At 70.8% G+C, this 23,921-nt stretch carries 21 protein-coding genes and 3 tRNA genes (1 of these 24 running past the window's edge); 18 read left to right on the top strand and 6 right to left on the bottom strand.

All coding sequences use genetic code 11. From position 1 onward, the window contains the following. The first annotated feature begins 24 nt into the window (after positions 1 to 24). The 3 genes from CVO96_RS11290 (at position 25) to argR (ending at position 2,738) form a co-directional block, all read left to right on the top strand. The gene (locus CVO96_RS11290) at positions 25 to 630 is read left to right on the top strand and encodes a TetR/AcrR family transcriptional regulator (protein ID WP_103312319.1); all 606 of its coding nucleotides are present in this window, start codon (positions 25 to 27) and stop codon (positions 628 to 630) included. A gap of 340 nt (positions 631 to 970) precedes the next feature. Then, positions 971 to 2,239 carry a bifunctional phosphopantothenoylcysteine decarboxylase/phosphopantothenate--cysteine ligase CoaBC gene (gene coaBC, locus CVO96_RS11285; protein WP_279327008.1) on the top strand — a complete coding sequence of 423 codons (1,269 nt, stop codon included), beginning with the start codon at positions 971 to 973 and terminating at the stop codon, positions 2,237 to 2,239. Between the two features lie 10 nt (positions 2,240 to 2,249). Next, complete coding sequence (argR, locus tag CVO96_RS11280) at positions 2,250 to 2,738, top strand: arginine repressor (protein WP_103312317.1); 489 nt, start codon at positions 2,250 to 2,252, stop codon at positions 2,736 to 2,738. Between the two features lie 65 nt (positions 2,739 to 2,803). Here argR and CVO96_RS11275 read toward each other — a convergent pair whose 3' ends face one another. From CVO96_RS11275 to mqnP, 6 genes are all read right to left on the bottom strand, one after another. Next, on the bottom strand, positions 2,804 to 4,411 hold the full coding sequence (locus CVO96_RS11275) for a sensor histidine kinase (protein WP_103312316.1): 1,608 nt from the start codon (positions 4,409 to 4,411) through the stop codon (positions 2,804 to 2,806). A 216-nt stretch (positions 4,412 to 4,627) separates the two neighbouring features. Beyond that, positions 4,628 to 5,305 carry a response regulator transcription factor gene (locus tag CVO96_RS11270; protein WP_010887388.1) on the bottom strand — a complete coding sequence of 226 codons (678 nt, stop codon included), beginning with the start codon at positions 5,303 to 5,305 and terminating at the stop codon, positions 4,628 to 4,630. A gap of 45 nt (positions 5,306 to 5,350) precedes the next feature. Beyond that, positions 5,351 to 5,947: an adenylate/guanylate cyclase domain-containing protein gene (locus tag CVO96_RS11265; protein WP_103312315.1), complete on the bottom strand. Its 597-nt coding sequence runs from the start codon at positions 5,945 to 5,947 to the stop codon at positions 5,351 to 5,353. A 159-nt stretch (positions 5,948 to 6,106) separates the two neighbouring features. Next, on the bottom strand, positions 6,107 to 6,559 hold the full coding sequence (locus CVO96_RS11260) for a hypothetical protein (protein WP_103312314.1): 453 nt from the start codon (positions 6,557 to 6,559) through the stop codon (positions 6,107 to 6,109). Between the two features lie 177 nt (positions 6,560 to 6,736). Continuing rightward, entirely contained in the window at positions 6,737 to 7,027 is a 291-nt protein-coding gene (locus tag CVO96_RS11255; RefSeq protein ID WP_103312313.1) for a hypothetical protein, read from the bottom strand. Next, on the bottom strand, positions 7,009 to 7,953 hold the full coding sequence (gene mqnP / locus CVO96_RS11250) for a menaquinone biosynthesis prenyltransferase MqnP (protein WP_423739378.1): 945 nt from the start codon (positions 7,951 to 7,953) through the stop codon (positions 7,009 to 7,011). Before mqnP ends, CVO96_RS11255 begins: the two co-directional genes overlap by 19 nt. Before the next feature lie 40 nt (positions 7,954 to 7,993). On the opposite strand from mqnP, the gene CVO96_RS11245 reads away from it, so the two are divergent. From CVO96_RS11245 to CVO96_RS11175, 15 genes are all read left to right on the top strand, one after another. Continuing rightward, positions 7,994 to 8,070 (top strand) — tRNA-Pro (locus tag CVO96_RS11245). A gap of 33 nt (positions 8,071 to 8,103) precedes the next feature. After that, positions 8,104 to 8,177, top strand: a tRNA-Gly gene (locus CVO96_RS11240). Between the two features lie 55 nt (positions 8,178 to 8,232). Next, positions 8,233 to 8,309, top strand: a tRNA-Arg gene (locus CVO96_RS11235). 816 nt (positions 8,310 to 9,125) lie between these two features. After that, positions 9,126 to 10,388 (top strand): exopolysaccharide biosynthesis polyprenyl glycosylphosphotransferase, encoded by a 1,263-nt coding sequence (locus CVO96_RS11230; RefSeq protein ID WP_103312312.1) that lies wholly within the window; start codon positions 9,126 to 9,128, stop codon positions 10,386 to 10,388. Positions 10,389 to 10,547: 159 nt separating this feature from the next. Then, complete coding sequence (locus CVO96_RS11225) at positions 10,548 to 11,537, top strand: NAD-dependent epimerase/dehydratase family protein (protein ID WP_103312311.1); 990 nt, start codon at positions 10,548 to 10,550, stop codon at positions 11,535 to 11,537. Then, entirely contained in the window at positions 11,534 to 12,295 is a 762-nt protein-coding gene (locus CVO96_RS11220) for a hypothetical protein (RefSeq protein WP_103312310.1), read from the top strand. The genes CVO96_RS11225 and CVO96_RS11220 overlap by 4 nt, the downstream gene beginning before the upstream one ends. After that, on the top strand, positions 12,292 to 13,332 hold the full coding sequence (locus CVO96_RS11215; protein ID WP_103312309.1) for a glucosamine inositolphosphorylceramide transferase family protein: 1,041 nt from the start codon (positions 12,292 to 12,294) through the stop codon (positions 13,330 to 13,332). The genes CVO96_RS11220 and CVO96_RS11215 overlap by 4 nt, the downstream gene beginning before the upstream one ends. Next, complete coding sequence (locus tag CVO96_RS11210; protein ID WP_103312308.1) at positions 13,329 to 14,774, top strand: lipopolysaccharide biosynthesis protein; 1,446 nt, start codon at positions 13,329 to 13,331, stop codon at positions 14,772 to 14,774. The genes CVO96_RS11215 and CVO96_RS11210 overlap by 4 nt, the downstream gene beginning before the upstream one ends. Further along, a complete protein-coding gene (locus tag CVO96_RS11205) occupies positions 14,771 to 15,877 on the top strand; it encodes a glycosyltransferase (RefSeq protein WP_207795300.1) in 1,107 nt (368 codons plus the stop codon). The genes CVO96_RS11210 and CVO96_RS11205 overlap by 4 nt, the downstream gene beginning before the upstream one ends. Further along, complete coding sequence (locus CVO96_RS11200; protein WP_103312307.1) at positions 15,874 to 17,160, top strand: O-antigen ligase family protein; 1,287 nt, start codon at positions 15,874 to 15,876, stop codon at positions 17,158 to 17,160. The genes CVO96_RS11205 and CVO96_RS11200 overlap by 4 nt, the downstream gene beginning before the upstream one ends. Further along, on the top strand, positions 17,157 to 17,993 hold the full coding sequence (locus CVO96_RS11195; RefSeq protein WP_103312306.1) for a glycosyltransferase family 2 protein: 837 nt from the start codon (positions 17,157 to 17,159) through the stop codon (positions 17,991 to 17,993). The genes CVO96_RS11200 and CVO96_RS11195 overlap by 4 nt, the downstream gene beginning before the upstream one ends. 63 nt (positions 17,994 to 18,056) lie before the next feature. Continuing rightward, positions 18,057 to 19,241 (top strand): glycosyltransferase, encoded by a 1,185-nt coding sequence (locus CVO96_RS11190; protein WP_103312305.1) that lies wholly within the window; start codon positions 18,057 to 18,059, stop codon positions 19,239 to 19,241. Next, positions 19,238 to 20,500, top strand: a complete 1,263-nt coding sequence (locus tag CVO96_RS11185; RefSeq protein ID WP_207795299.1) for a glycosyltransferase family 4 protein — start codon at positions 19,238 to 19,240, stop codon at positions 20,498 to 20,500. Before CVO96_RS11190 ends, CVO96_RS11185 begins: the two co-directional genes overlap by 4 nt. 199 nt (positions 20,501 to 20,699) lie before the next feature. After that, the gene (locus tag CVO96_RS11180) at positions 20,700 to 22,334 is read left to right on the top strand and encodes a P-loop NTPase family protein (protein ID WP_103312304.1); all 1,635 of its coding nucleotides are present in this window, start codon (positions 20,700 to 20,702) and stop codon (positions 22,332 to 22,334) included. 316 nt (positions 22,335 to 22,650) lie between these two features. Beyond that, positions 22,651 to 23,921 carry the 5' portion of a chromosome partitioning protein gene (locus CVO96_RS11175; protein ID WP_103312303.1) on the top strand. It continues 532 nt past the right edge of the window, so only the first 1,271 of its 1,803 coding nucleotides appear in the window; it begins with the start codon at positions 22,651 to 22,653; its stop codon lies off the right edge, out of view.

Here is a 23,921-nt window from a genome sequence, read left to right as displayed (position 1 = left end):
CAGCCAGGGTGGTAGGCTGCGCGCATGTCCGCCCCCGCCGCCCGCCGCCTCAGCGCCGAGACCCGCCGTGAACGGATTCTGGAGGTGGCCGAGACGCTGTTTATCGAGCGCGGCTTCGAGGGGGTCGGGATGAACGACGTGGCGCAGGCCCTGGGCACCTCGCGGCCCACGGTCTACACCTATTTCACGTCTACCGAGGACATGCTGCGCGCCCTGCTCGACGTTCGCCTGCCGCTGCTGTGGGAACGCCTGAGCCCGCTGCTGCCCGCCCTGCCCCTCGCCGGGCCGCTGCGCCCCCCGCCCGGCCCGCTCGCCGCCGACCAGTCGAGCCTCTACAGCGAGGTCTTCCGGGCGCTCCTGCGGGAACGCGAACTGCTGCTTCTGATGAGGAGCGGCGGTGGCCCCATCTTCCGGCAGCAGCGCGAACACTTTCTGGCGCGGCTGGCCGGGCTGATCGAGCCCTACCGCCCCGCCCAGCGTCACCCCTGGGCGCTGGAGGTGGTGACCCTGCTGCTGGAGGCGGCGGCCGTGGAGGCCCTGCGTCATCCGGAGCGCGATCCGGCGGCGCTGGCCCGCACCCTGGGGCAGATGATCGCCGGTGGGCTGGGCGCCCTGCAGACCGGCACCTGAGACGACGTCCGGTCGGTTCCGTTTGCGGAACCCATCCGACCGGAGGGCGAAGGCAAAACGACGGATTTCGCCGCAAGCGAGGAACATCCAGTTCGGTTCTGGATGTCCGATAGTCCGGACAGTTTTGGCTGGGTATCCTTCCAAAGGCGATGCCCACAACCTTGTGGGCTCCTCCCTCCTCGTGGGGGAGCGCAGGTAGCGTCTCAGACAGCAATGACCGAGTTGTTCAGCGAGGGCGGTACGAAATTGTCCGCATCATGGATGTGACGGAATGGAGCGGAATCCGTATGAGGTTCACGGCGACAGGCAGCGCCCGCCCCGCACTGGGTACACTCTGCTCGTGACTGCTGAGACTGGCCAGACTGCCGAGACTGGCGCCGCTGCCCCCGCCGTGCTGGTGATCGTGGGGGGCTCCATGGCGGCCGTCAAGGCGCCCTCGGTGCTGCGGCGCCTGCGCGAGCACGGCGTCCGGGTCGAGGTGATCGCCACCCGCGCCGCGCTGGCGTTCATCACCGAGCTGAGCCTGAGCACGGCCGCGGACGGCCCGGTGGGCACCGACGAACACTGGTTCGAGCCGCGCCCCGACGCCCTGCACCTGCGGCTGGCGCGGGTGGACGGCGCGGTGGTGGTGGGCGCCTCGGCCGAGCTGCTGGCAGGCGCGGCCGGCGGCCACGCGGGCGACCTCGCGCTGGCGACCCTGCTCAGCGTGCGCGGGCCGGTGCTGTGGGTGCCGGCCATGAACGAGGCGATGTGGCGCAGCCCGGCCGTGCAGGCCAACGTGGAGAGGCTGCGCGGCTGGGGGCACGGGTTCCTGGGCCCCGAGGTCGGCGCCTTCGGCACGCGCGGCGAGGGCGCGGGTCTGGGCCGCATGGCCGAGCCGGAAGACGTCGCCGCCCTTGTGCTGGAACTCCTGCGGCCCGCGGTGCGCGACCTGGTGGGCCTGAAGGTGGTCGTCTCGGCCGGCCCGACCCGCGAGTACCTCGACCCGGTGCGCTTCATCTCCAATCCCAGTTCCGGCAAGATGGGTTTCGCGGTGGCCGAGGAGGCCCGGAGCCGGGGCGCCGACGTGACCCTGGTGACCGGGCCGGTGACCCTGAGCGACCCGCCCGGCCTGAGGGTCGTGCCCATCGGATCGGCGCTGGAGCTGCGCGGCGCGGTGATCGCGGCCGCCCAGGACGCCGACATCGTGGTGATGACGGCGGCGGTGGCGGATTACCGGGCGGCCCAGGCCTCGGGCGAGAAGCAGGCCAAGGTGGCGGGCGACGTGACCGTGCAGCTGACCCCCAACCCCGACATCCTGGCCGAACTGGGTCAGCAGAGGGGCGGGCGCGTGCTGGTGGGCTTCGCCATGGAGACGCACGCCGGGGTCGAGCGCGCGGCGGCCAAGGCGGCACGCAAGAACGCCGACTTCATCCTGCTGAACTACCCCACGCGCGAGGGCACGGCCTTCGGCGGCGACGACAACCAGGTCACCCTGGTGCGCCCGGACGGCTCCTCCGAGGACTGGCCCCGGCTCAGCAAGCGCGAGGTCGCCCGGCGACTGCTGGACGAGGCGCTGCGGGTGCGGGCGCGGCAGGCGGAGGCCCCGACCGGCGCCACGATTGAATAATTCACACTTCATGCATAAGATGGCGGGCGTGCCGCCCACGCTGAGCAAGGAACAACGTCAGAAACGCATTCAGGACATCATCGCCCGCGAGAGCATCGCCACCCAGGGCGAACTGGTCGAACGCCTGCGCCAGGAGGGCGTCGCAGTGACCCAGGCGACCGTCAGCCGCGACATCAACGAACTGAGGCTGGTGCGCGTGCCGGTCGGTAAGGGCCGCCACCGCTACGCCCTGGCCCAGATGACCGGGCACACCAACGTTGAGGCCGAACTGGCGCGGCTGTTCCAGAACTTCGTGCACGACATCGACCGGGGCGAGAACACCCTGGTCATCCGCACCGCCGACGGCCACGCGACCGGAGTGGCCATGCTGCTCGACCGCCTGCGCCGCGACGACATCGTGGGCACGATCGCCGGCGAGGACACCATCTTCGTGCTCGCCCGCACCACCGCCGAGGGCGAGGCCCTGATGGAAGAGCTGCACGAACTGATGCTGGGGTAGAGGCGGAAGGCAAATGGCTTAAAAATCCTGAGCCATCTGCCATCTGCCTTCGACCTTCTGCCTCCCTACGGCACGTCCTCGTCGTCCAGATCCGGCAGGTTGCCCACGGGGAGCTGCACGTGCGCGGCGGTGCCCTCGCCCACCACGCTCTCCAGCCAGACCCGGCCGCCGTGGGCCTCCACGATGCCCCGCACGATGCTCAGGCCCAGGCCGGCGCCGCCCTGATCGCGGCTGCGGCTGTCTTCCAGGCGGTAGAAGCGGTCGAACAACCTCTCCAGCTGGTCGGCCGGGATGCCGGGGCCGTCGTCGCGTACGCTCAGGCGCACCGCCTGGCCGTCCAGCACGGCCTGACTCTGCAGGGTGATGGTCTTGGCCCCGGCCTTCAGGGCGTTGCTGGTCAGGTTGATGATCACCTGCTTGAGCCGGTCGGGATCGCCCTCGAAGGCCACCTCCTGACCGCTGGTCTGCAGGGTGGTGCGCTGCGAGTGGGCCAGCGGCTCCAGTTCCCGCGCTATCTCCGAGAGAAAGAGCGTGGACAGGATCGGGGCTTTCTGCAGGGTCAGGGCGCCGGAATCCGAGCGGGCCAGCTGCAGCAGGCTGGCGATCAGGTTGGTCAGCCGCTCGGACTCGCTGGTGATGATCTTCAGGCTCTCCTGCTGCTGCCCGCTGGGGCTGGTGCGCCGCAGCAGGTAGCTGGCGTGCCCGCTGATGGCCGTGACCGGCGTGCGGAGTTCGTGGCTGGCGTCGCTGGTAAAGCGCCGCTGCGCCTCGAAGCTGGCCTCCAGGCGTCCCAACATGCCGTTCAGGGCCTGGGCCAGCGACTGCACCTCGTCGCCGGTTCGGGGCACCGGCACCCGCTGGGCCAGCGTCTGGCCGCCGATCTTCTCGGCCGCGCGCTGCACCTGCCGCAGCGGGCGCAGGGCCTGACCCGCCAGCACGAACGCCCCCGTACCGGCAATCGCCAGCCCGATCAGGAACAGCAGCGCGATCACCCGGCTGAGCTGACTCAGGGTGTTCTGGACATCGCTCAGGCTGCGGCCCACGTACACGATGGTCGGAATGCCCTCATCGTCGCCGGGAAAAGCGGTGGGCACCGGGCGCAGCGCCGTCAGACGAACCAGCAGACGGATGGGCACCGGCTGATCGCTGAAGGAATCCCGCTGCTCGTAGTTCAGGGTCAGCCGCCCGTCGGGCGAGCGGATCAGCTGTTCGAGCTGTTCGTCGCTCAGGGTGATCGGGTAGCGGTAATCGGTATTCAGGGAGCGCCGGTCGAACTCCTGAAGGCTGCGGAGATAGGTGAAGAAGTCCTTGCGCTTCTGCCCACTGGCCCCCACCTGGCTCAACTCGTCGATCAGCTTCTGCTGGGTGTAGAAGCTCAGCTCCTCGCTCTGCAGGATGAAGTTGCCATACTGGAGGCGCGCCGAGAGGGCCGCCTCGCTGACCCCGCTCGGTGGCGTACTCCGGGACGCCGCGTTCCCCGCCCGTTCACTGTTCAGGGGCAGCGGCACCGTCAACGAGGTGCTGGTGAAGCGGGTGTAGGTGGTGAGCAGCTCGTCGTCGAGGCCGTCGAACAGATTGCTCCGCATCAGGTACAGGGTGGTCACCCCGACGATCAGCAGCAGGGCGGCCAGCAGGCCGGTATAGAACAGCGTCAGGCGCCAGCGCAGGGTCATGCGCGCTCGCCTCCGCTGAGCCGCCGGGGGTCGCGGCGGGCACCTGCACCACCGGCACGGAACACGGCGAAGGAATCGGCACTCACGCCCGGCAGTCTAGCGGCCCGGACATGAGCATGGGCCGGCGCTCGTGGGCAAAAGCAGGCGTCCGCCCGGCCAGATGGGGGCGGAACGCGGGGGGGCCACGGCGGCCGGTCAGGCGCGTGTTCTCTCTGCTTACTCTTCGCGCAGCACGTAGCCGACGCCGCGCACGGTATGGATCAGCCGGCGCTCGCCGCCCTCCTCGAGCTTGCGCCGCAGGTAGCCGATATACACGTCCACCACGTTGCTGCCCCCGGTGTACTCGGGCCAGACCTTCTCCTCGATCTCGAAGCGCGAGAAGACCTTGCCGGGGTTGCGGGCCAGCAGTTCCAGCAGTTCGAATTCCTTGGCCGACAGCTCCACGCGCCGCCCGCCCCGGAAGATCTCGCGGCCGTCGAGGTTCATGACCAGATCGGCCACGCGCACCTCGCCGGTCACCGCCGGATTCACGCGGCGCAGGTGGGCGCGCACCCGGGCCAGCAGTTCCTCGATGGAAAAGGGCTTGATCAGGTAGTCGTCGGCGCCCGAGTCCAGGCCCTCGACCTTGTCCTGAATGCCGTCCTTGGCCGTCAGGATGATGATCGGGGTGTTGCTGGTCTTGCGGATGCGGCGGGCCACTTCCAGGCCGTCGAGCACGGGCAGCATCAGATCCAGGATGACCAGGTCGGGGTTGACTTCACGGAATTTGGACAGGCCGGTCACGCCGTCGAAGGCCACTTCGGTGGCGTAGCCCTCGGCGGCCAATTCCAGCTCGATAAAGCGGGCGATGTCTTTTTCGTCCTCAATGACGAGTACCAGTGGCTTGCGTTCCATGGCCGCAGTGTATGGACGGCTCTCATGAGAATACGGTCGCGGTGCTTAATCAACTTTCATGTGCATCTGCCCCGCGCCGTCCGTGGGCCAGCCGAGTTCGAAGGCTTCACAGTCCGTACCGAAGCCCTGAAACTCCTGTGGTGGACGCGCTTTCCAGCTCAGCTGTGCGCTCAGTTCGCGCACCACGCGGCAGCAGGCGAGGGTGCCGCCCGGCTGCGCGCCGTCGCACAGGCGCCGGGCGTAATTCACCGGCAGGCCGTACGCGCTGCGCTGTCCCGCCACCATGCCGGTCAGGACTTCGCCGCTGGCCACCCCGGCCCGCAGCTGCAGTCGCACCCCCAGCAGACCCGCCAGACCCAGCCGCCCCGCGCGGTCGTGGGATTCCAGCGCGGCCCGGGAGGCCTGCACGGTCTGATCGGCCTCCCAGTACCCCAGCACCGCGTCTCCCTGATGCTGCAGCACCTGCCCGCCCCGCGCCTCGAAGCTCAGCACCATGACCTGCACGAACTCGGACATCAGGGCCATGTAGTGAGGCAGGGGCAGGGTCTGGGCGAGCGCAGTGCTAGCGACCAGATCCACCAGCACCAGACAGGCCGTGGAGGTCTCGGCGCTGGCGCTGGGGAGGGGCAACAACTTGGGCATGGGAATGCCTCATCATGCCGCAGGCATGAAGCAATTCATAGAGGATTCTTCATGGAACGCTTAATTAAAGCTTGGATGAAGTGCTGGCCGATGGAGGGTCGGCCGTTGTGCTTGGGGCTCGCGAAGAGAGTGGCGGAGGGCAGGGTGTCCTGACCCCCTTCAGGCCGGACGCTGTTCGGCGCCGCCCAGCAGGAAGCCGTGCAGCGGGGGCAGCGTGCGGAAGGCCACCCAGTCGCCGACCTGCAGCGTGGGCGCCTCCCCGAAGGCGGACAGCACCAGCGGGAGGCGGGCCTGCACGACCCAGGTGCCCCGCAGGCTGGCCACCACCCGCCCCCGCCCCTCGACACTGGACACGCCGTTCACCGACAGCAGTTCCGTGCGCTCGGTACCGTCTGGCACCGGCCCGATCTGTTCCAGCACGCCGTGCACGACCACGCGTGCCGGGCCCGGCCGGGCGCTGTACGGCCCGCAGCGGTCGAAGAGATACAGCACCCGCCCGCCCGAGGCGAACTCCAGCAGCGGACTGCCCTCGACCTGGGCGTAGACCATACCGGTGGCCGCGAACTCGGCGAAACGGGTGGTGAACTCCTGCTCGGAACTCTCCAGGGTCACCGGGCGCTCCTCGGGCGGGCGCCTTCCGGCGTGCGGGCAGCGCCCTCCAGAACGGCCTGGAGACCGGAGCAGACCAGGGGAACGATCCGGGCGGGAGAGGAGCGCATCGCGGTGATTCTAGCGAACCGGCAGGCGGCGCCGCCCCCACGCCCCCCGGCGCCCATCCCCGCGGCTCCCTCAGGTTCCCTCCGCCTCGTCAGGCCCGGCCAGCCAGGCCAGCGTCGGCCGTGGGGCGCCGGCCCGCTCCAGCACGGGGTCGGCCCGCTCCAGCGCGAAGGTGCCCTCGACCTCGCGCAGCACGTGGATCAGCACCAGACCGCGCAGGCGCTCCAGACTGGCCCACTCGACCGTGTCCGGCCCGGCCTGCTCGACCAGCCGCCCCAGCAGGCCCAGTGCCTGATGTTCCTCACCCGCCTGGAAGGCCTGCGCCGGCGCCAGCAGCGCCTCCCTCAGGTCAGGGTGCGCCATGTCACGTCCACGATCACGCCCACGAGCATGGTCAGGGCCAGCCACATGTTGGCGTCGAAGAAGGCCACGTTCACCCGTCCCAGGTCGTGCGGATTGACGATCCGGTGCTCGTACAGCAGGATGCCGCCCATGACCAGCGCGGCCAGCACGTACCAGAAGCTGGCCCCCGTGACCACGCCCACAGCCAGCAGGCAGACGAAGGTCAGCGCGTGGCTGACGGCGGCGATCTGCAGCCCCCGCGCGATGCCGAAGCGCGCGGGGATGCTCTGGATGCCGTTGGCGCGGTCGAAGTCGTAGTCCATGGTGGCGTAGATCACGTCCAGGCCGACCATCCAGAAGATCACCGTGGCCCACAGCAGCCAGGCGCCCGGCGCGAATTCCCCGGTGACCGCGATCCAGCCACCCGCCGCCGCCGCGCCGTCGGTCACGCCCAGCCAGAGGTGACAGAGCCAGGTGTAGCGCTTGGTGTACGGATAGCCGATCAGGAACACCACCGCCAGGGGCATCAGCAGCAGGCACAGCGGGCCCAGCTGCGCGGCCGCGTAGGTCAGCACCAGCAGGCTCAGCGCGACCAGGGCCCAGGCCTGCGCCGGAGACACCTTGCCGCTGGGCACCTCGCGCCCGGCCGTGCGCGGGTTGCGGGCGTCGATGAAGCGGTCGATGACCCGGTTCGCCCCCATCGCCGCCGTGCGGGCCGAGGCCATGGCCACCGTGACCCACAGCAGGGTGTGCCAGCCCGGCCAGCCGGTGCCGCGCAGCTGCATGCTGGCCAGCAGCATCCCCGCGTAGGCGAAGGGCAGCGCGAAGACCGTGTGCTCGAACTTCACCAGATCCAGAAAGGTTTTGAGCCGCCGCCCCGCCGCCACACCGTCGCTCACAATGCGGCCAGGATACGCCGAGCGCTCGGCGGGCGCTCCCATGCACATTCCACTTCCCATCTGCTATAGTCCTGAACGCGCGTGGGAACGAGGCGTAGCGCAGGCCGGTAGCGCACTTGGTTTGGGACCAAGGGGTCGCTGGTTCGAATCCAGTCGCCTCGACCATCATCCCGGCACGTGCCGGGGCGCGCAGCACCAGCGGGATTGGTGTAGTGGTAGCACAGCAGCCTTCCAAGCTTCTGGCCTCGGTTCGAATCCGTGATCCCGCTCCAGCCTGAAGCTCCCCCCGCGGGAGCTTTTCCTGTTCAGCCCCACGCCCCACCTCAGGCACCCTTAGCTCAGCTGGATAGAGCAACCGCCTTCTAAGCGGTCGGTCGCAGGTTCGAATCCTGCAGGGTGCGCCACCAGACATCCCCGCCCAGTGCGGGGATTTTGACTGTGGGTTCCTGGGCTTCGCCTGTTGCGCGGGGCCCACCCAGGGCCGGCAGTCTCCACCCCCCCGTCGTCTCCGACTCGTCGGTCGCCGCGCGCTTCCCTGCCTCCCTCTCCATGCGCGGCCCAGCGCGGGGAATCGGCGGAGCTGTCCGGCTCATCCGATGGGGAGATGACCCCCCCCGACATGAGAACTTTATCTCCCCCTCATCGGAGGGTGACCCGGGAAACCCTCCATCTGCACACCACATTCGCTGGCGCTGCCGAGCGACCGGCTGTACAATTTCTCACAAACTGTTCAACCCGACTGGTTAAAGTGAGGTCGGCAGGATGTCTATGAAATTCTATACAGCGTCCACCGTTCCAGCGCACAATGAGCTGAACATGGGAAAATTAAACAACCTGTGGAGGATTGTGTGGACGAGAATCGCCCGGCGAAGCGACCGCTTTTCATGACGCCCAGAGAACCCTATTCAGCTTTTTCCCGTCTTTTTTCTGGCACCTGCAGGCTCTGATTTTTAAGCGTTTTCTCATCTTTTCGCAGATACAGTAAAGATTCAGCCAAGATCAGCTCGGACGGGGCCCTGTGGCCTGGTCTGACCAGCCTTCTGCCCAGCGCCGACCCCTCACGCCGTCTCTGCCACGTTCTCCCCCCCCTCCCCCCCCTTTGGCAGCGGGTTGCCGAAGATCACGGCTCCCCCTGCTCCCGCCGGAGCTTCCCCTCCGCCAGAGCGGCGCTCAGTCTTCCCCAGCGCACTCCGGGCGACTTCACCAGGACAGAGGCCCCCATGGTCAGTCAACGGCTCCAACCGACACGACAGGCGTTCTACCGTTCGCACCTGCTGGCGCTGCTCAGCCTGGTGGACGTCACCACACCGGTGATCCTGGGCCTGCTCGCGGCCCAGCTGATGGTGCCGGCGGGGTCGATCATGCTGACCTACAGCAACTGGCTGCTGTCGACCTGGGTGGCCTGGGGCGCCATCCGGGGGCGCCGCGCGGGCCTGGGTTCCTACCGCTACTACGAGTCGATCATGATTCCGCTGGCGGCCCTGATCATCAGCCTGGTCGTCCTGGCCCTGATCGACGCGTCCAGCGCGATCAAGTTCCTGGTGGTCGTCACGCTGGGCTGGGGCCTGATTATGCTGGTGAGCCGCTTCCTGATGCGCCGCTTCGCGCCGGCCATGGTCGTGGGCGTGCTGCCCGGCATGGAGTCCGTGCTGCCGCAGGGCCCGGACGTGCGCTACGTGCTCCTGACCACCCCGCAGCAGGTGGCCCTGCAGGAACTCGACGAGCTGCTGATCGACCCGCACCAGGCCCTCTCGGGGGAGTGGGCCGAACTGCTGATGCACGCCTACGCCTCGGGCGTGCCGACCTGCACGGTGGCCAGCCTGCAGGAGGAACTGAGCGGCCGGGTCTCGGTGGAGTATCTGCACGGAGCGCGTCTGGGCGAAGTGCCCTTCCTGTCCTCCTACGTGCTGGTCAAGGCGGTGCTCGACCGGCTGGTGACCCTGCTGGCCCTGCCGGTGCTGCTGCCCCTGGCGGGGCTGGTCGCGCTGACCGTGCTGATCGACTCCGGCCGCCCGCTCCTGTTCTGGCAGGAACGCGTGGGCCGCAACGGCAGGGTCTTCCGGATGGTCAAGTTCCGCTCCATGCGGATCGACTCCGAGCGGGGAGGCGCCGCCTTCGCCGTGCAGGGCGACGCCCGCGTGACCAGGGTCGGCCACTTCCTGCGCAAGTTCCGCCTGGACGAGCTGCCCCAGTTCTGGAACGTCCTGCGCGGCGACATGAGCATCATCGGGCCCCGGCCGGAGCAGGGCACCTTCGTGGAGCGGTTCAACCAGGAGATCCGGCTCTACCCGCTGCGGCACTGGGTACGGCCCGGCATCACCGGCTGGGCCCAGGTCGTGCAGGGCTACGCCGCCGACACCGGCACCACCATCGACAAACTGCGGTACGACGTGTTCTACATCAAGCACCTGTCGTTCTGGCTGGACGTGCGGATCGTGTTCAAGACGCTGCAGACCATCCTGACCGGGTTCGGCGCCCGCTGACGTCTCCGGCGGGCCTCGCCGTCCCCCCGCCCGAAAGGATTTCCCCATGTGCACTCCCCGTCCCACTGCCCCCTGCTCCCCCGCTGCCAGTCCCGCTGCTGGCCCCGTTACCGGCCTTCCTGCGCCCCGCGTCATCCCTGGACATTCCGGGAGGGCACGGTGAGGCGCGCGCTGGTCACGGGGGGAGCGGGGTTTATCGGCAGCCATGTGGTCGACGTGCTGCTGGCGCAGGGCTGGCAGGTGACGGCGGTCGACTCCTTCGACCCCTTCTATCCGCGCGCCCTGAAGGAAGCCAACGTCGCCGGGCAGCGCCCGCACCCGAACTACACCCTGCGTGAGCTGGACATCCGCGATCTGCCGGCGCTGCGTGCCCAGCTGAGCGGGCCCTACGACGCCGTGGTGCACCTCGCCGCGAAGGCGGGGGTACGGCCCAGCATCGCCGACCCGGCGACCTACCAGGACGTGAACGTGCGCGGCACCCAGAACCTGCTGGAACTGGCCCGCGAACTCGGCGTCCGGCAGTTCGTGTTCGCCTCCAGCTCCTCGGTCTACGGAGTGAACCCGCGCGTGCCCTGGAGCGAGGAAGACCACGTGCTCTCGCCCATCAGCCCCTACGCCAGCACCAAGGTCAGCGGGGAGCTGCTGGGCCACGTCTACGCCCACCTGTACTCCATGCGCTTCGTGGGGCTGCGCTTTTTCACCGTGTACGGCGAGCGGCAGCGCCCGGATCTGGCGATCCACAAGTTCGCCCGGCTGCTGCTGGACGGCCAGCCGATCCCGGTCTTCGGCGACGGCTCGACCCGGCGCGACTACACCCATATCAGCGACATCGTGCGGGGGATTCAGGCGGCCATTGAGTATCAGGGCAGCGACTACGAGATCGTGAACCTGGGCAACAACCGCACGGTCAGCCTGGCCGAGATGATCGGCGTGCTGGAGGAGACCCTGGGCGTGAGCGCCCGGCGGCGCGAAATGCCCATGCAGCCCGGCGACGTGCCGCAGACCTGGGCCAGCCTGGACAAGGCCAGGCGCCTGCTGGACTTTCAGCCCCAGGTGGACTTCGGAACCGGCTGTCAGGCGTTCGCGTCCTGGCTGCGGCACGAGCCTCAGCCTGTGGGCCGTGCCGTGGGCAGCGGAGTGGCCCGGTGATCCATACCCGCAAGACCAGCGCCCTGGTGCCCTACAGCGTGGTCTGGTTCCCGGAAGCCAGGGACGTGGCCGAGGTCGCGAACCTGCGCTCTCCCCTCACCATGATCCGGCAGGGCAGTCCGGAGTTCATGGAGCGCTACGGGCACCGGGTCGTCCACCGCCGGAGCTTCTGCACGGCGGTGGCCGACCTCACGCTGTCCGAAGACCAGCTGATGGCCAGACTGAGCCGCACCTGCCGCTACGGCGTGCGCCAGGCCCTCAAGACCGAACACGAATTCAGCGTCGCGCTTCCCAGCGAGCTGCCGCAGGCCCGCCGGCTGATCGACGAGTTCAACATCGAGAAGTTCGGGCATCCGGTCAGCGAGGCCAACTGGGCCCTCACGGAGCGCTCCGGCTGTATCAGCCAGATCACGGTGGAGGGGCAGGTCGTCTCGGCCAACACCCACCTGATCGACGGTATCCGCCGCGCCCGCGCGCTGTACGGCGCGACGGCGGCCCGCAGCGGCGGCGCCTTCAATCCCAGGCTGATCTCCGAACTCAACCGCGCGCTGATCTGGTTCGACATGCTGTATTTCAGGAGCCTGGGCATCCGCCTGTACGACGCGGGCGGCCTGTTCGACGACCCCCAGCATCCGTCCCGGGGCATCGACGAGTTCAAGCTGTCGTTCGGCATGGACAGGCGCTACGAGTATCACGCCCTGACCAGCCCCTACGTGCTGGCCCGCCAGGGGATGAGGCTGCTCGGGAAGGGCGCATGAGCCTGACCCTGCCCGCCCGCCGCCGCCTGAACCGTGAGCAGCTCTCGCCGCTGAGCCGGCTGCTGAGCCGGCTGCCGCTGTCCAGGCTCCTGCTGCGCCACGAATACATGATCGCGCTGGGCCGCCCCTGCGGACTGCCGGGCCTCAGGGAGCACCCCTGGCGCACGGTGCTGACCCGCGACCTGGTCACGGACGCCGTGGCCGAATACATCGCCGACCCCTTCCTGCTGCGGCGGGGGAACGCGTTCTACCTGTATTTCGAGGTGCTCAACCTCTCGACCGGCTGGGGCGAACTCTCGGTGGCCCACTCCAGCGACCTGGAACACTGGAGCTACGACGGCGTGGCCCTGCGCGAGCGCTGTCACCTCTCGTACCCCTACGTGTTCGAGCACGGAGGCGAGACCTACATGGTGCCCGAGACCAGCGAGCGGGCCACGGTCAGCCTGTACCGCGCCACGGCCTTCCCGCTCGGCTGGGAGAAGGTGGGCGATCTGCTGGCCGGAGAGGCCTTCGTGGACACCTCGCTGTTCCACGAGGACGGCCCGGACGGCCAGTGGTGGCTGGTGACCTCGACCGCCCACTCGGCCCGGCCCCGGGTCTACTGCGCCGCCGGCCTGCGCGGGCCCTGGACACCGGTGCCGGCCCAGTCGGATGCCGACCCCACGCGGCTGCGCTCGGCGGGCCGCATCTTCCGGCTGGGCGGCCAGTGGTACCGGCCGGTGCAGCGCCAGGGGCAGGTGTACGGCGAGGACGTCTGGCTCTACCGCATCGAGCTGGGCGCCCACGGCTACCGGGAGACGCTCGTTCAGGAGGTGCCGCAGCCGCTGCTGGGGCCGCCCGGCGTTTCCGCGGCCGGCTCTCCACTGTCCGGCGCGCCCCCACCGGGCTGGAACGCCGTGGGGATGCACCACCTGGACCTGCAGCCCGACGGCGACGATTTCGTGGCGGCCGTGGACGGCAAATCGCTGATCCTGGACGCCTCGCCCCGGCGGGCGCTGCTGCGGCTGCGGAACAAGCTGTTCAGGATCGGCCGATGACGCTGCTGCGCCACAGCCTGATCTACGCGCTGGCCCGCGGGGTGCCCGGCGCCCTGAACTTCGTGGCGCTGGCGGTGTTCAGCCACCTGCTCAGCCCGACCGAATACGGACAGTACGCGCTGGTGATCGCCATCTCGGGGCTGCTGAACTCGGTGCTGTTCGAATGGCTGCACCTGGGCCTGCTGCGCTACCTGCCCAGCGCAGCGCAGGAGCGCCGGGCCTTCCTGCGAACCATCGTCAGCGGTTACCTGCTGGTCGTGGCGGCCACCGGCGTGCTGGGTCTCCTGAGCCTGCTGTTCCTGAAGCCCGAGCTGCGGCCGCTGGTGGCGCTGGCGCTGGCGCTGACCTGGGGGCAGGTGTGGTTCGAGCTGACCCTGGAGCTGCTGCGCGCCCAGCTGCGGCCCGTGACCTTCGGGCTGCTCTCGCTGGCCCGCGCCCTGCTCTCGCTGGGGGCCGGCGTGCTGCTGGTGCGCTGGGGCCTGGGCTCGACCGGGCGGCTGCTGGGGCTGCTGCTGGGCGCCACGCTGCCCGCCCTGCTCTGGAGCGCCCGCGAGTGGCGCGGCGCCGCCAGCCTGCGCCCCGAGCGCGAGACCATGCAGACCCTGCTGCGCTACGGCCTGCCGCTGACCCTGACCTTCGCCTTCGCCTTCATCCTGAGCACCTCGGACCGGCTGTTGCTGGGCTGGCTGCGGGGAAGCGCCGACGCCGGGGTCTTCGCGGTAGGCATGGACCTCGCGCAGCAGTCGCTGGGCATGCTGATGGCGATCGTGAACCTGGCCGCCTATCCGCTGGCCGTGCGCGCCATGAACGACCACGGCCCGGACGCCGCGCGCGCGCAGCTGACCCACAACGGCTCGATGCTGGTCGCGCTGGCGGTGCCGGCCACGGTGGGCCTGGCCCTGCTGGCGCCGCAGATCGCGCAGGTGGCCCTGGGCCCGGACTTCCGCGAGGCCGCCACCCGCCTGATTCCCTGGGTCTCGCTCAGCGCCCTGCTGATGGGCCTGAAATCCTTCCACCTGGATCTGAGCTTCCAGCTGGGGCAGCACACCAGCCGTCAGGTCTGGGTCGTGCTGATCGCCGCCGGGATCAACGTGGGCCTCAACCTGCTGTGGATTCCGGCCTCCGGCTACATGGGCTGCGCCTACGCCTCGGTGGTCGCGGCGACGGTGGCGCTGCTCCTGAGCTGGTGGTGGGGACGGCGCACCTTCCCGGTGCCGGTGCGGCTGCCCAACGTGCTGGCCGTGACGGGCGGCACGCTGGCCCTGCTGGGCGCCGAACTGCTGCTCGCCGGGGGGCGCGGCCCGCTGGCCCTGCTGGGGCAGATCACGGCGGGGGCCGGGGCCTACGTGGTGGTCTACATGGCGCTGAGTGGTCGCGACCGGGCCCGGCTGCGCCACTGGTGGAACCGGCGGCGCGGCCTGCACCTCTGGGGGCTGTCGTGACGATCCCGGAGCCGGCCGAGGCCCGCCGCATCGCCCTGTTCATGCCCACCCTGACCCCCGGCGGCGCCGAACGGGTGATGGTGAACCTGGCGCGCGGCTTCGTCGAGCGCGGCCATCCGGTGGACTTCGTGCTCGCCCGGGCGGAGGGGATCTACCTCGACGACCTGCCGCCCGAGGTGCGGGTGGTGGATCTCGGCAGCGCGCAGACCCTCCGCAGCCTGCCGGGCCTGATCCGTTACCTGCGCCGCGAGCGGCCCCACGCCCTGCTCAGCGCCCTCGACCACGCCAACATCGTGGCCCTGGTGGCCCGGCAGCTGGCGTGGGTGCCGACCCGCATGGTCGTGACCATCCACAACACGCTCTCGCGGGAGATCGCGCAGGCGAGCGGCTGGCGCGACCGGCTGACCCCGACCCTGGTGCGGCGCATCTATCCGCTGGCCGGGGCGGTGATCGCCGTCTCCGAGGGCGTGGCAGACGACTTCAGCCGGGTCACCGGGCGGCGGCGCAGTCAGATCGAGGTGGTCTACAACCCGGTGATCGCGCCCGACCTGGAGCAGATGGGCGCCGAGGCCGTCGACCATCCCTGGTTCGCGCCGGGACAGCCGCCCGTGATTCTGGGCGTGGGGCGGCTGATCTACCAGAAGGATCACGCCACCCTGATCCGCGCCTTCGCGCAGCTGCGCCGCACCCGCCCCGCGCGGCTGGCGATCCTGGGCGAGGGCGACGAGCGGCCCGCCCTGGAAAAGCTGATCCGCGAACTGGGGCTGCAGGACGAGGTCTGGCTGCCCGGACACCTGCGCAACCCCTACGCCTACATGGCCCGCTCGGCGGTGTTCGCTCTCTCCTCGCGCTACGAGGGGCTGCCCACGGTTTTAATCGAGGCCCTGGCGCTGGGCACGGCGGTGGTCTCCACGGACTGTCCGCACGGCCCGGCCGAGATCCTGGCCCGCGCCCGCAGCGGCACGCTGGTGCCGGTGGGCGATGTGGGCGCGCTCTCCCAGGGCATCCTGGCCGCGCTGGAGGCCGGCGGTCAGCCCGCCGCCGACCTCCGGCCCTTCGGCATGAGCTACCCCGCCCAGCGCTACCTGGAGCTGCTGTTATGACCTCCGGTGCGCCAGGTCACGCACAGGCCACGGCGGCGGGCGCCAGCCTCCGCTCCAGCTCCCTGCTGGTGCTCGGGCCGCTGCTGCTGACCTGCCTGTTCCTCTTCAGCCTGTCCTGGGAAAACGCCGTGCTGGTCAGCGGCCTGGGCACGGTCGGCCGGCTGCTGGGCGGGCTGGCCGTGCTGGGCTGGCTGCTGGCGCTGCTCGGCCGGGGGCGCATCGCGAAGCTCACGACCACGCTGGCGCTGATGCTGGCGTACCTGCTGTACACGGCGGCCAGCTATTTCGTGCGGCTGGATCTGCAGTCGTCGTTCGGAACGGCCATCACCAGCCTGCAGCTGGGCGTGATCGTGCTGCTGCTGTGGGATCAGGTCCGCACGCGCCAGCACCTGATCGCCGCCCTGGTCTCGGTGGTCGCCGGGGCCTACGTGGGCGTCGTCCTGACCATCGTGAATTTCCTGGGCCAGCAGCCCGTGCGCTTCTACGAGCGCTACTCGGGCGGCAACTTCGACCCCAACGACCTCGGGCTGATCCTCTCGCTCTCGGTGCCGCTGGCGTGGTGGACGGCCAAACAGGTGCGGCTGCCGGCCCTGCGGTGGGCCCTGCTGAGCTACCCGCTGGCCTGTCTGGCGCCGCTGGTGCTGACCAGCTCCCGCGCCGCCCTGATCGCCTACGCCTTCAGCCTGCTGTACGTGCTGCACGACGTGTGGTTCACCGCCAGCTTCCGCCCGGCGGCCCGGCTGGGGCTGCTGGCCGCGCTGGGCCTGGGCGTCTGGACGGCCACGCAGCTCGCGCCGGACTCGGTGGCGCGCCTGAGCACCATCGGCAGCGAGCTCACCAGCGGCAACCTGAACGACCGGCGCGACATCTGGGAAGCCGCCTGGACGCTGGCCGGCGACTCGCCGATCCTCGGGCTGGGGGTGGGGCGCTTCGCCGACGATCTGGCGCCCTATTTCGGGCAGGCCATCGTGGCGCACAACACCCTGATCACCGTGGCGGTCGAGGAAGGCGTGGTCGGCGCGCTGCTGTTCAGCCTGTACCTGATCTCCCTGCTGCTGGGTGTCCTTCAGATGCGCGGCTCCCTGCGCCCGATGTGGCTGGCCTGCCTGGCCTGCCTGGCGGTGGGCACCTTCACGCTGACCTGGAACCACCGCAAGCTCACCTGGGTGCTGCCCGCCCTCGCCCTGTGTTCGGTGCGGCTGAGCCGCCCGGCGGCGCTGCCGGGGGCCTGGGCAGGCCCCGCCGCGCCGCAGCACGACCCCGCAAAGGAAGGCCCGGCATGAACGACCCCCGTCCTGGAATCAAGGTCAGCGTGGTGACCACCGTCTACAACGGCGAGCGGTTTTTCGACCAGTCTCCGCCGTCGATCCTGGCCCAGTCCCTGACCGACTTCGAATGGATCATCCTCGACGACGGCTCCAGCGACGCGACGCCTCGCCTGCTGGCCGAGCTGGCCGCCCGCGATCCCCGGGTGCGGGTGCTCTCGCCGGGGCGCCTGGGGCGGGCGCAGGCCCTGAACCGGGCTGTCGGGGAGGCGCGGGGCGAGTACATCGCCATCCAGGATTTCGACGACGTGAGCTACCCGGAGCGGCTGCTCCAGCAGAGCCGCTTCCTGGAGGCCCACCCCCGGGTCGGCGTGGTGGGCGCGCATTACGTGCTGATCGACGAGAACCGCGCCGAACGCTATGTGCGCCAGCCGCCCACGGATCACGCCGGCCTGCGCCGGGCCATGGCCCGCTCCATCCCCTTCGCGCACACCATGGTGATGTTCCGCCGCGCCGCGTGGCTGCAGGCCGGCGGCTACCCCGTGCAGGACGACATCGAGGATCTGGCGCTGTGGATCGGCATGGCGCGCGGCGGCTGGGAGCTGGCGAACCTGCCCGAGGTGCTGGGGGAGCATTACGTCTACGCCGCCAGCTACTGGCACCGCAACTTCAGCTACATGAAGCGCCAGCGCAGCCTGGCCCGCGTGCAGGTGCAGGCGATCCGCCAGCTGCGGCTGCCCGCGTCCAGCTACGTCTATCCGCTGGGCCGGCTGGTCTACGGCTACCTGCCCACCGGGGCCAAGCGCACCGTGCGCCGCCTGCTCGGGCGGTCCAGCGAGCAGGACACCTGAGGGCGCCGTGAACAGACTGGTCGACAGCCTGGTGGAGCGAACGCAGAGCGTGGAGCGAACACGGTGAAGATCCTGTACGTCTCCACCAGCATGGGCCTGGGCGGCGCCGACATGCAGGTGCTCAGCCTGGCGCGCGGGATGCGGCGGCGCGGCCATGAGGTGCAGATCCTGTCGTTCGCGCCCCCCGGGCCGGTCGCGCAGCTGGCGGCCCAGGACGGCCTGGACGTGCAGTCGCTGAACATTCGTGGCCGGGCCGGCCTGCTGCGGGCGGTGCTGGGCGTGGCCCGCGCCAGCGCCCGTGTCCGCCCGGACGTGCTGCACAGCCACCTCGTCCATGCCAACCTGCTCGCGCGCCTGAGCCGGCTGCTGTGTCCGGTGCCGGCGCTGATCTCGACCGGTCATTCGGTGCGCGAGGGCGGGCGCTGGTCGCTGCAGGCCTACCGCCTCACGGACGGGCTGTGCGACCTGACCACCAGTGTCAGCCGCCTGGCCCTGCAGCGTTATCTGGACACCCGGGCCGCGCCGGCGGGCAAGCTGCGCTACGTGGCGAACGGACTGGATCTGGCCGCCTTCGACCGGGCCACCTGTGACCGGGCCCCCCATGACCGGCCCGCCCATGACCAGCCCGCCATGTCGGTAGACAGCGGCAGCGACGCCCCCAGCACCGGGAGGGCCGGCCCCTTCTCGTGGATCGCGGTCGGACGTTTCGAGGAGGCCAAGGACTATCCGACCATGCTGCGGGCCTTCGCGCAGGCCTCGGCCGACTGGCCGGGGGCGCGGCTGGACATCGTGGGCGAGGGCCGGGGTCTGGAGGCGGCGCGGGCCCAGGCGCAGGCGCTGGGCCTCGCCCAGCGGGTGCGTTTCCTGGGCGCCCGCCAGGACGTCCCCGCGCTGCTCGCCGGCGCCGACGGCTACCTGATGGCCTCCGCCTGGGAGGGCCTGCCGATGGTGCTGCTGGAGGCCGGCGCGGCGCGGCTGCCGGTGGTCTCCACCGCCGTGGGCAGCGTGCCGGACGCCGTGCTGCATGAGCGCAGCGGCCTGCTGGTGCCCCCGAACGACCCGGCCGCCCTGGCCGCGGCGATGGCCCGTCTGATGGCGATTCCGGCCCACGACAGGACACAGATGGGCGAGGCCGCCCGCGACCACATCGAACGCCATTTCGGCTTGGACAGCGTGCTGAACGACTGGGAAGAGATCTACGCAGGAGTGCTGCGTCGCCGGCAGACCCCGGCCGGGAGCCAGGAATGAAGCAGGAGCAAGGACTGAAGATCGTCTTCGTCATCACCCGTGGAGATTCGGTGGGGGGCGCCCACATCCACGTGCGCGACCTCTCCCGGCAGCTGATGGCGCTGGGCCACCACGTCACCGTGGTCGTCGGGGGTGCGGGCGCCTACACGGCCGAGCTGGAGCGCGCCGGTATCCCCTTTCGCAGCCTGCAGTTCCTGACCCGTGAGATCCGCCCCCGCCAGGAGGGCCGCGCGCTGCTGGAGCTCAGGGGCGTGCTGGCCGAACTGCGGCCCGATCTGGTGTCCACGCACTCCTCGAAGGCGGGGCTGCTGGGCCGCCTCGCCGCGCGCTCGCTGGGGGTGCCGGCGCTGTTCACCGCGCACGGCTGGGCCTTCACCGAGGGCGTGCCGGAGAGTCAGCGGCGGTTCTACACGCTGGCCGAGCGGCTGCTCGCTCCCCTGAGCCGGCGGATCATCACGGTCTCCGAGCACGACCGGCAGCTCGCCCTGCGGCGGCGCGTGGCCCCGGCCCACCGGCTGGTCACGGTGCACAACGGCATGCCGCTGCTGTCCGGCGACGCCCTGGCCCGGCCGCAGCACGCCCCCCCCACATTGGTCATGGTGGCGCGCTTCCAGGAGCAGAAGGATCACGCCACCCTGCTGCGCGCCCTGGCCGGCCTGCAGACCCTGCCCTGGACGCTGGAGCTGATCGGGGACGGCCCCCTGGAAGCCCAGACAATGGCGCTGGCCGCCGAGCTGGGCCTCGCCGCCCGGGTGCAGTTCCTGGGCGCCCGCAGCGACGTGGCCGAGCGCCTGAGATCGGCCCAGATCTTCGTGCTGGCCACCCACTGGGAGGGCTTTCCACGCTCCATCCTGGAGGCCATGCGCGCGGGCCTGCCGGTGGTGGCCTCGGACGTCGGGGGGGTGCGCGAATCGGTCGAGGACGGCGTGACCGGCCGGGTGGTGCCGCCCGCCGACGTGGACGCGCTGCGCCTCGCCCTGGCCGGGCTGATCGGCTCGCCGCAGGAGCGTCAGCGGCTGGGCGACCGGGGCCGCGAGGTCTTTCTGGAGCAGTTCACCTTCACGCGGATGTTTGCCCAGACCCTGGAGGTCTACCAGCAGGTGCTGGGCCGGCCCCTGACCAGCCCGGCGACGGCGGCCCCGGACGCGGCCCCACGAGGCGCCGGCAGTCCGGATGCTGGCAGTCCGGACGCAGGCCGTGCAGGTGGAGGCCGGCGGGCACCAGCCACCCCCGACATCACCGGGCAGCCGCCAGGGTGACCTCCCCCCACCCCCGGTCTGGGGCACCCGTTTTCACCCTCCACGTTGATGTTCCCGTTATGCCTGGGCTGCTACACCTGGGGTCAGATCGCGGCCGCCCCTGGCCGTGCCAGACTCACCCACCCTTGCACCCTGCCCACCCCGCGTCTGCCCCGTCCGCTGTCCCGTCTTCTGTCCCGCCCCTTTGCCGAGGTATCACTTGCTTCCTGCCCGTCCCCACACCCCACCCGACTGGAGCGCTCAGCGCTTCCTGAATGCTTTCCTGTCCCGTGCGCCGCTGATCCTGGGCGGCGCGGCGCTGCTGACCCTGGGCACCTACGCCTCCCTGGCCCGTCAGCCGCCCCAGTATCAGGCGGTGAGCAGCCTGATGGCGGCTCCCGGCGAGACGGCCGATTCGGTGGTCACGACGGCCCCGGCCCTGCCCAGCGGCGCGGTCGAACAGGCGCTGCACAGCCAGTCCCTGGTGCAGGACATGATCATCCGCCTGCGCCGCAGCGGCCTGGACGCCGACACGGTGGCCCGCCTGTCGGCCGATCTGCGCCGCGAGCTGAGCGAGCAGGACTTCGCCCGCCTGGGCGTCCGGGCGCAGCTCAACGATCAGCAGGGCGGCACCTACATCGTGGCGGCCCGGGGCGGGAGCCCGCAGGAGGCCAAGGTGCTGGCCGATACCGCGGTGGACGCGCTGCTGGCCTGGGATCAGGCGCGCGCCGTGCAGAGCGTGACCCGCCTGCAGCGCAGCCTGCGCAGCTACCTCGCCTCGGTGGATCGCCGCTTGGCCGCCACGCCGGACATCGGGCGGCGCCAGGCGCTGCTCCAGGCCCGGCAGGGGGCCAGCGACCGGCTTGCGCAGCTGGAGCAGGTGCAGGAGGCGGCCAGCGGCACCCTGTCCCCGCTGGCGTCGGCGGTGGCGCCCGCCCGGCCGGTGTCGGCCTCGCCCCTGCGCCGCACGGTGCTGACCTTCGTGCTGGCGACCCTGCTGGGCACCGTGCTGGCCGCCCTCTGGCCAACGGGACGGGCACGTGGCCGCGGCCGGCCGCTCCGGGGCGTTCCCGAACTGGGCTGGCTGCCCCGCTTCGGGCCCACCGAACTGCACCTCAATCAGTCGGCGGCGCAGCCTATCGCCAGCTGGCCGGCCTCGCTGCGCCGCGCCGTCAGCCTGCTGCGGAGCAACCTGCTGGCCCAGCTGCCCCCGGGCACGCGGCGGGTGGTGCTCACGGCGCCGCGCCCCACCACGGATCAGAGCACCGTCACGGCGCTGCTGGCCTGCAGCCTCGCCGAGACCGGACAGCGCGTGCTGCTGATCGACGCGCAGCCCCATCCGGCGCAGGCCCAGCTGTGGAATGTCGAGCCGCGCTGGCAGCCGCTCAGTGGCGCCAGCGACAAGGCGCCGCCCGCCTCGACGCTGGCAGAGGCGCTGCTCGCCCCGGAGGGCGCGCGGGCGCGCAACGTGGCTCCAGGGATCGATCTGCTGGGTGGCCCGGACACCCCACGCGCCGCCTTCGCGCTCGCCCAGGTGGAACAGCTCGACCTGCTGCTCTCCCGCTGGGGGGAGGCCTACGACACCGTGCTGATCGACGCTCCGGCCCTGTCGGTCTCCCAGGACGCGGCGCTGCTGGGCGGCGGACGCCGGAGCCTGCTGCTGCTGGTCGACGACACCGAGAACCGGGGGGGCACGCTCGGCACGGTGCCGGACGCCGTGCCAGATTCGGCGGCCGGGGTGCTGGGCGTGGTCTGGAGCAATGTGTCGCAGACCTGGCTGGGCGCCCTCGCGGCCCGCTCACGGGGTCAGGAACCCGCCCTGCGCCGCGCGGCCGCCGACTCCGAGGGGCTGTGAGGAGGCTGTGAGCAGGGCGCTGAAGGTATTAGCCGGAGTGCTTCAGGTCACGCCTGGCGGCCCATATCCGGGCGCCACGACCCTGGCTGAACCTTCTTCCGCGCCGCTTCCTGGCTCTGCGACGAGCACCATGCCGTCTGTCATGACCATGCGTCCGGTCACCACCGAGGCTCCGACTGAGGCCGCGCCCCCCATGGACACCGTGCCGGATGGAGCCACTCTGCCGGATAAAGGCACCGTGCCGGGTATGGACACTGCGACTGGCATCCACACTGCGCCGGATATGAACACTGCGCCTCCGCTGAGCGTGTCTACTATGAGCACTGTGCCTCCCCTGGACACTGTGCCTCCCCCGGACACCGAGCCGCCCTTCACCCCCGTCAGCCCCGCCGCCGAGCGGGACGACATCGAGCTGGGGCAGCTCGTGCGCCGGCTGCGCCCCTTCGCCTTGTGGATCGGGCTGGCCACCGTGGCGGCGACGGCCGGGGTCTACCTGTCGTCCAGAGCGCAGCCGAGGGTCTACGAGGCAGCGACCAGCCTGATGTCGGTCAGCGGCGGGCGCGACTCGGCGGCGGAATTCTCGGTTCGGGCGCCGCCCGTCACTCCGGGCGCGGTCGAGGAAGTGCTGCACAGCACCGAACTGGTCGAGGACATCATCCGGCGGCTGCCGGGCACCAGCCTGCCGGTACCGGAGATCCAGGCCCTGGCCGCGGATCTGCGCGCCGAGGTCAAGGCCCAGCGCTTCGGGCTGCTGCGGCTCCGCTCCCGGGTCGACCAGCAGCAGCGCGGGGTCTACGAGATCCTGGCACGCGCCGGCTCGCCCCAGACCGCCAAAACCCTGGCCGGCCTGGGCGCCCGGTCGCTCCTGGCCTGGGACTCGAAGCGGGCCCGTCAGCGGTACACCCGGGCCCGCCAGACCCTGGAAGCGCAGCTGGGCGCCACGGGCCGGGATCCTGCCGGGCGCGCCGCACGCTCTCAGGTGATTCAGAACATCTGGGAGCTGAGACTGCTCGAATCGTCGGCGGCCGGCACCCTCACGCTAGTGTCGCAGCCCGTGACCCCCACCACCCCGCTGGCCCCCCGGCCCTCGCGGGACGCGGCGCTGGCCGGCCTGCTGGCCCTGCTGGGCAGCAGTGGCGCGGCCCTGCTGCTGCACCGCTTCCAGCGCCGGGTTCGTGGCGCGGCCGATCTGGAGGCGCTGAGGCTGCGGGTGCTGGGGGAGCTGCCCCTGCCGGGCCAGGGCCCCGTGGCCTCCAGCCGAACCGGGGCGTTCCTGGGCGCCCTGGGCTACCTGCGGCTGCAGCTGATGCCCCTGCTGGCGCGCGCCCCCCAGGCGACCGTGGTCGTCTGCGCCCCCACCGAGGCGCAGGGGGCCGGCGCCAGCGCCGTCGTCGCGGCGCTGGCGGCCCATCTGGGGGCCAGCGGGCTCCGGGTGCTGGTGATCGATGCCCAGGGAGGCCGCTCCCGGCAACGGCACCTCTGGCCGCTCCACATCGCGGCCTGGCATCCGCTGCCCGGGGCTGGGGTCGATCTCGCCTACGGCGTCGCCACCACGCTGTCGCAGGCCTGCCTGAATCCTCAGGTGGC

Origin of the sequence: Deinococcus koreensis, from assembly GCF_002901445.1 — a bacterium.
Taxonomy (GTDB): domain Bacteria; phylum Deinococcota; class Deinococci; order Deinococcales; family Deinococcaceae; genus Deinococcus; species Deinococcus koreensis.
Note: the sequence above shows the minus strand (reverse complement) of the source record. Positions and strands in the feature narration are given on the sequence as shown.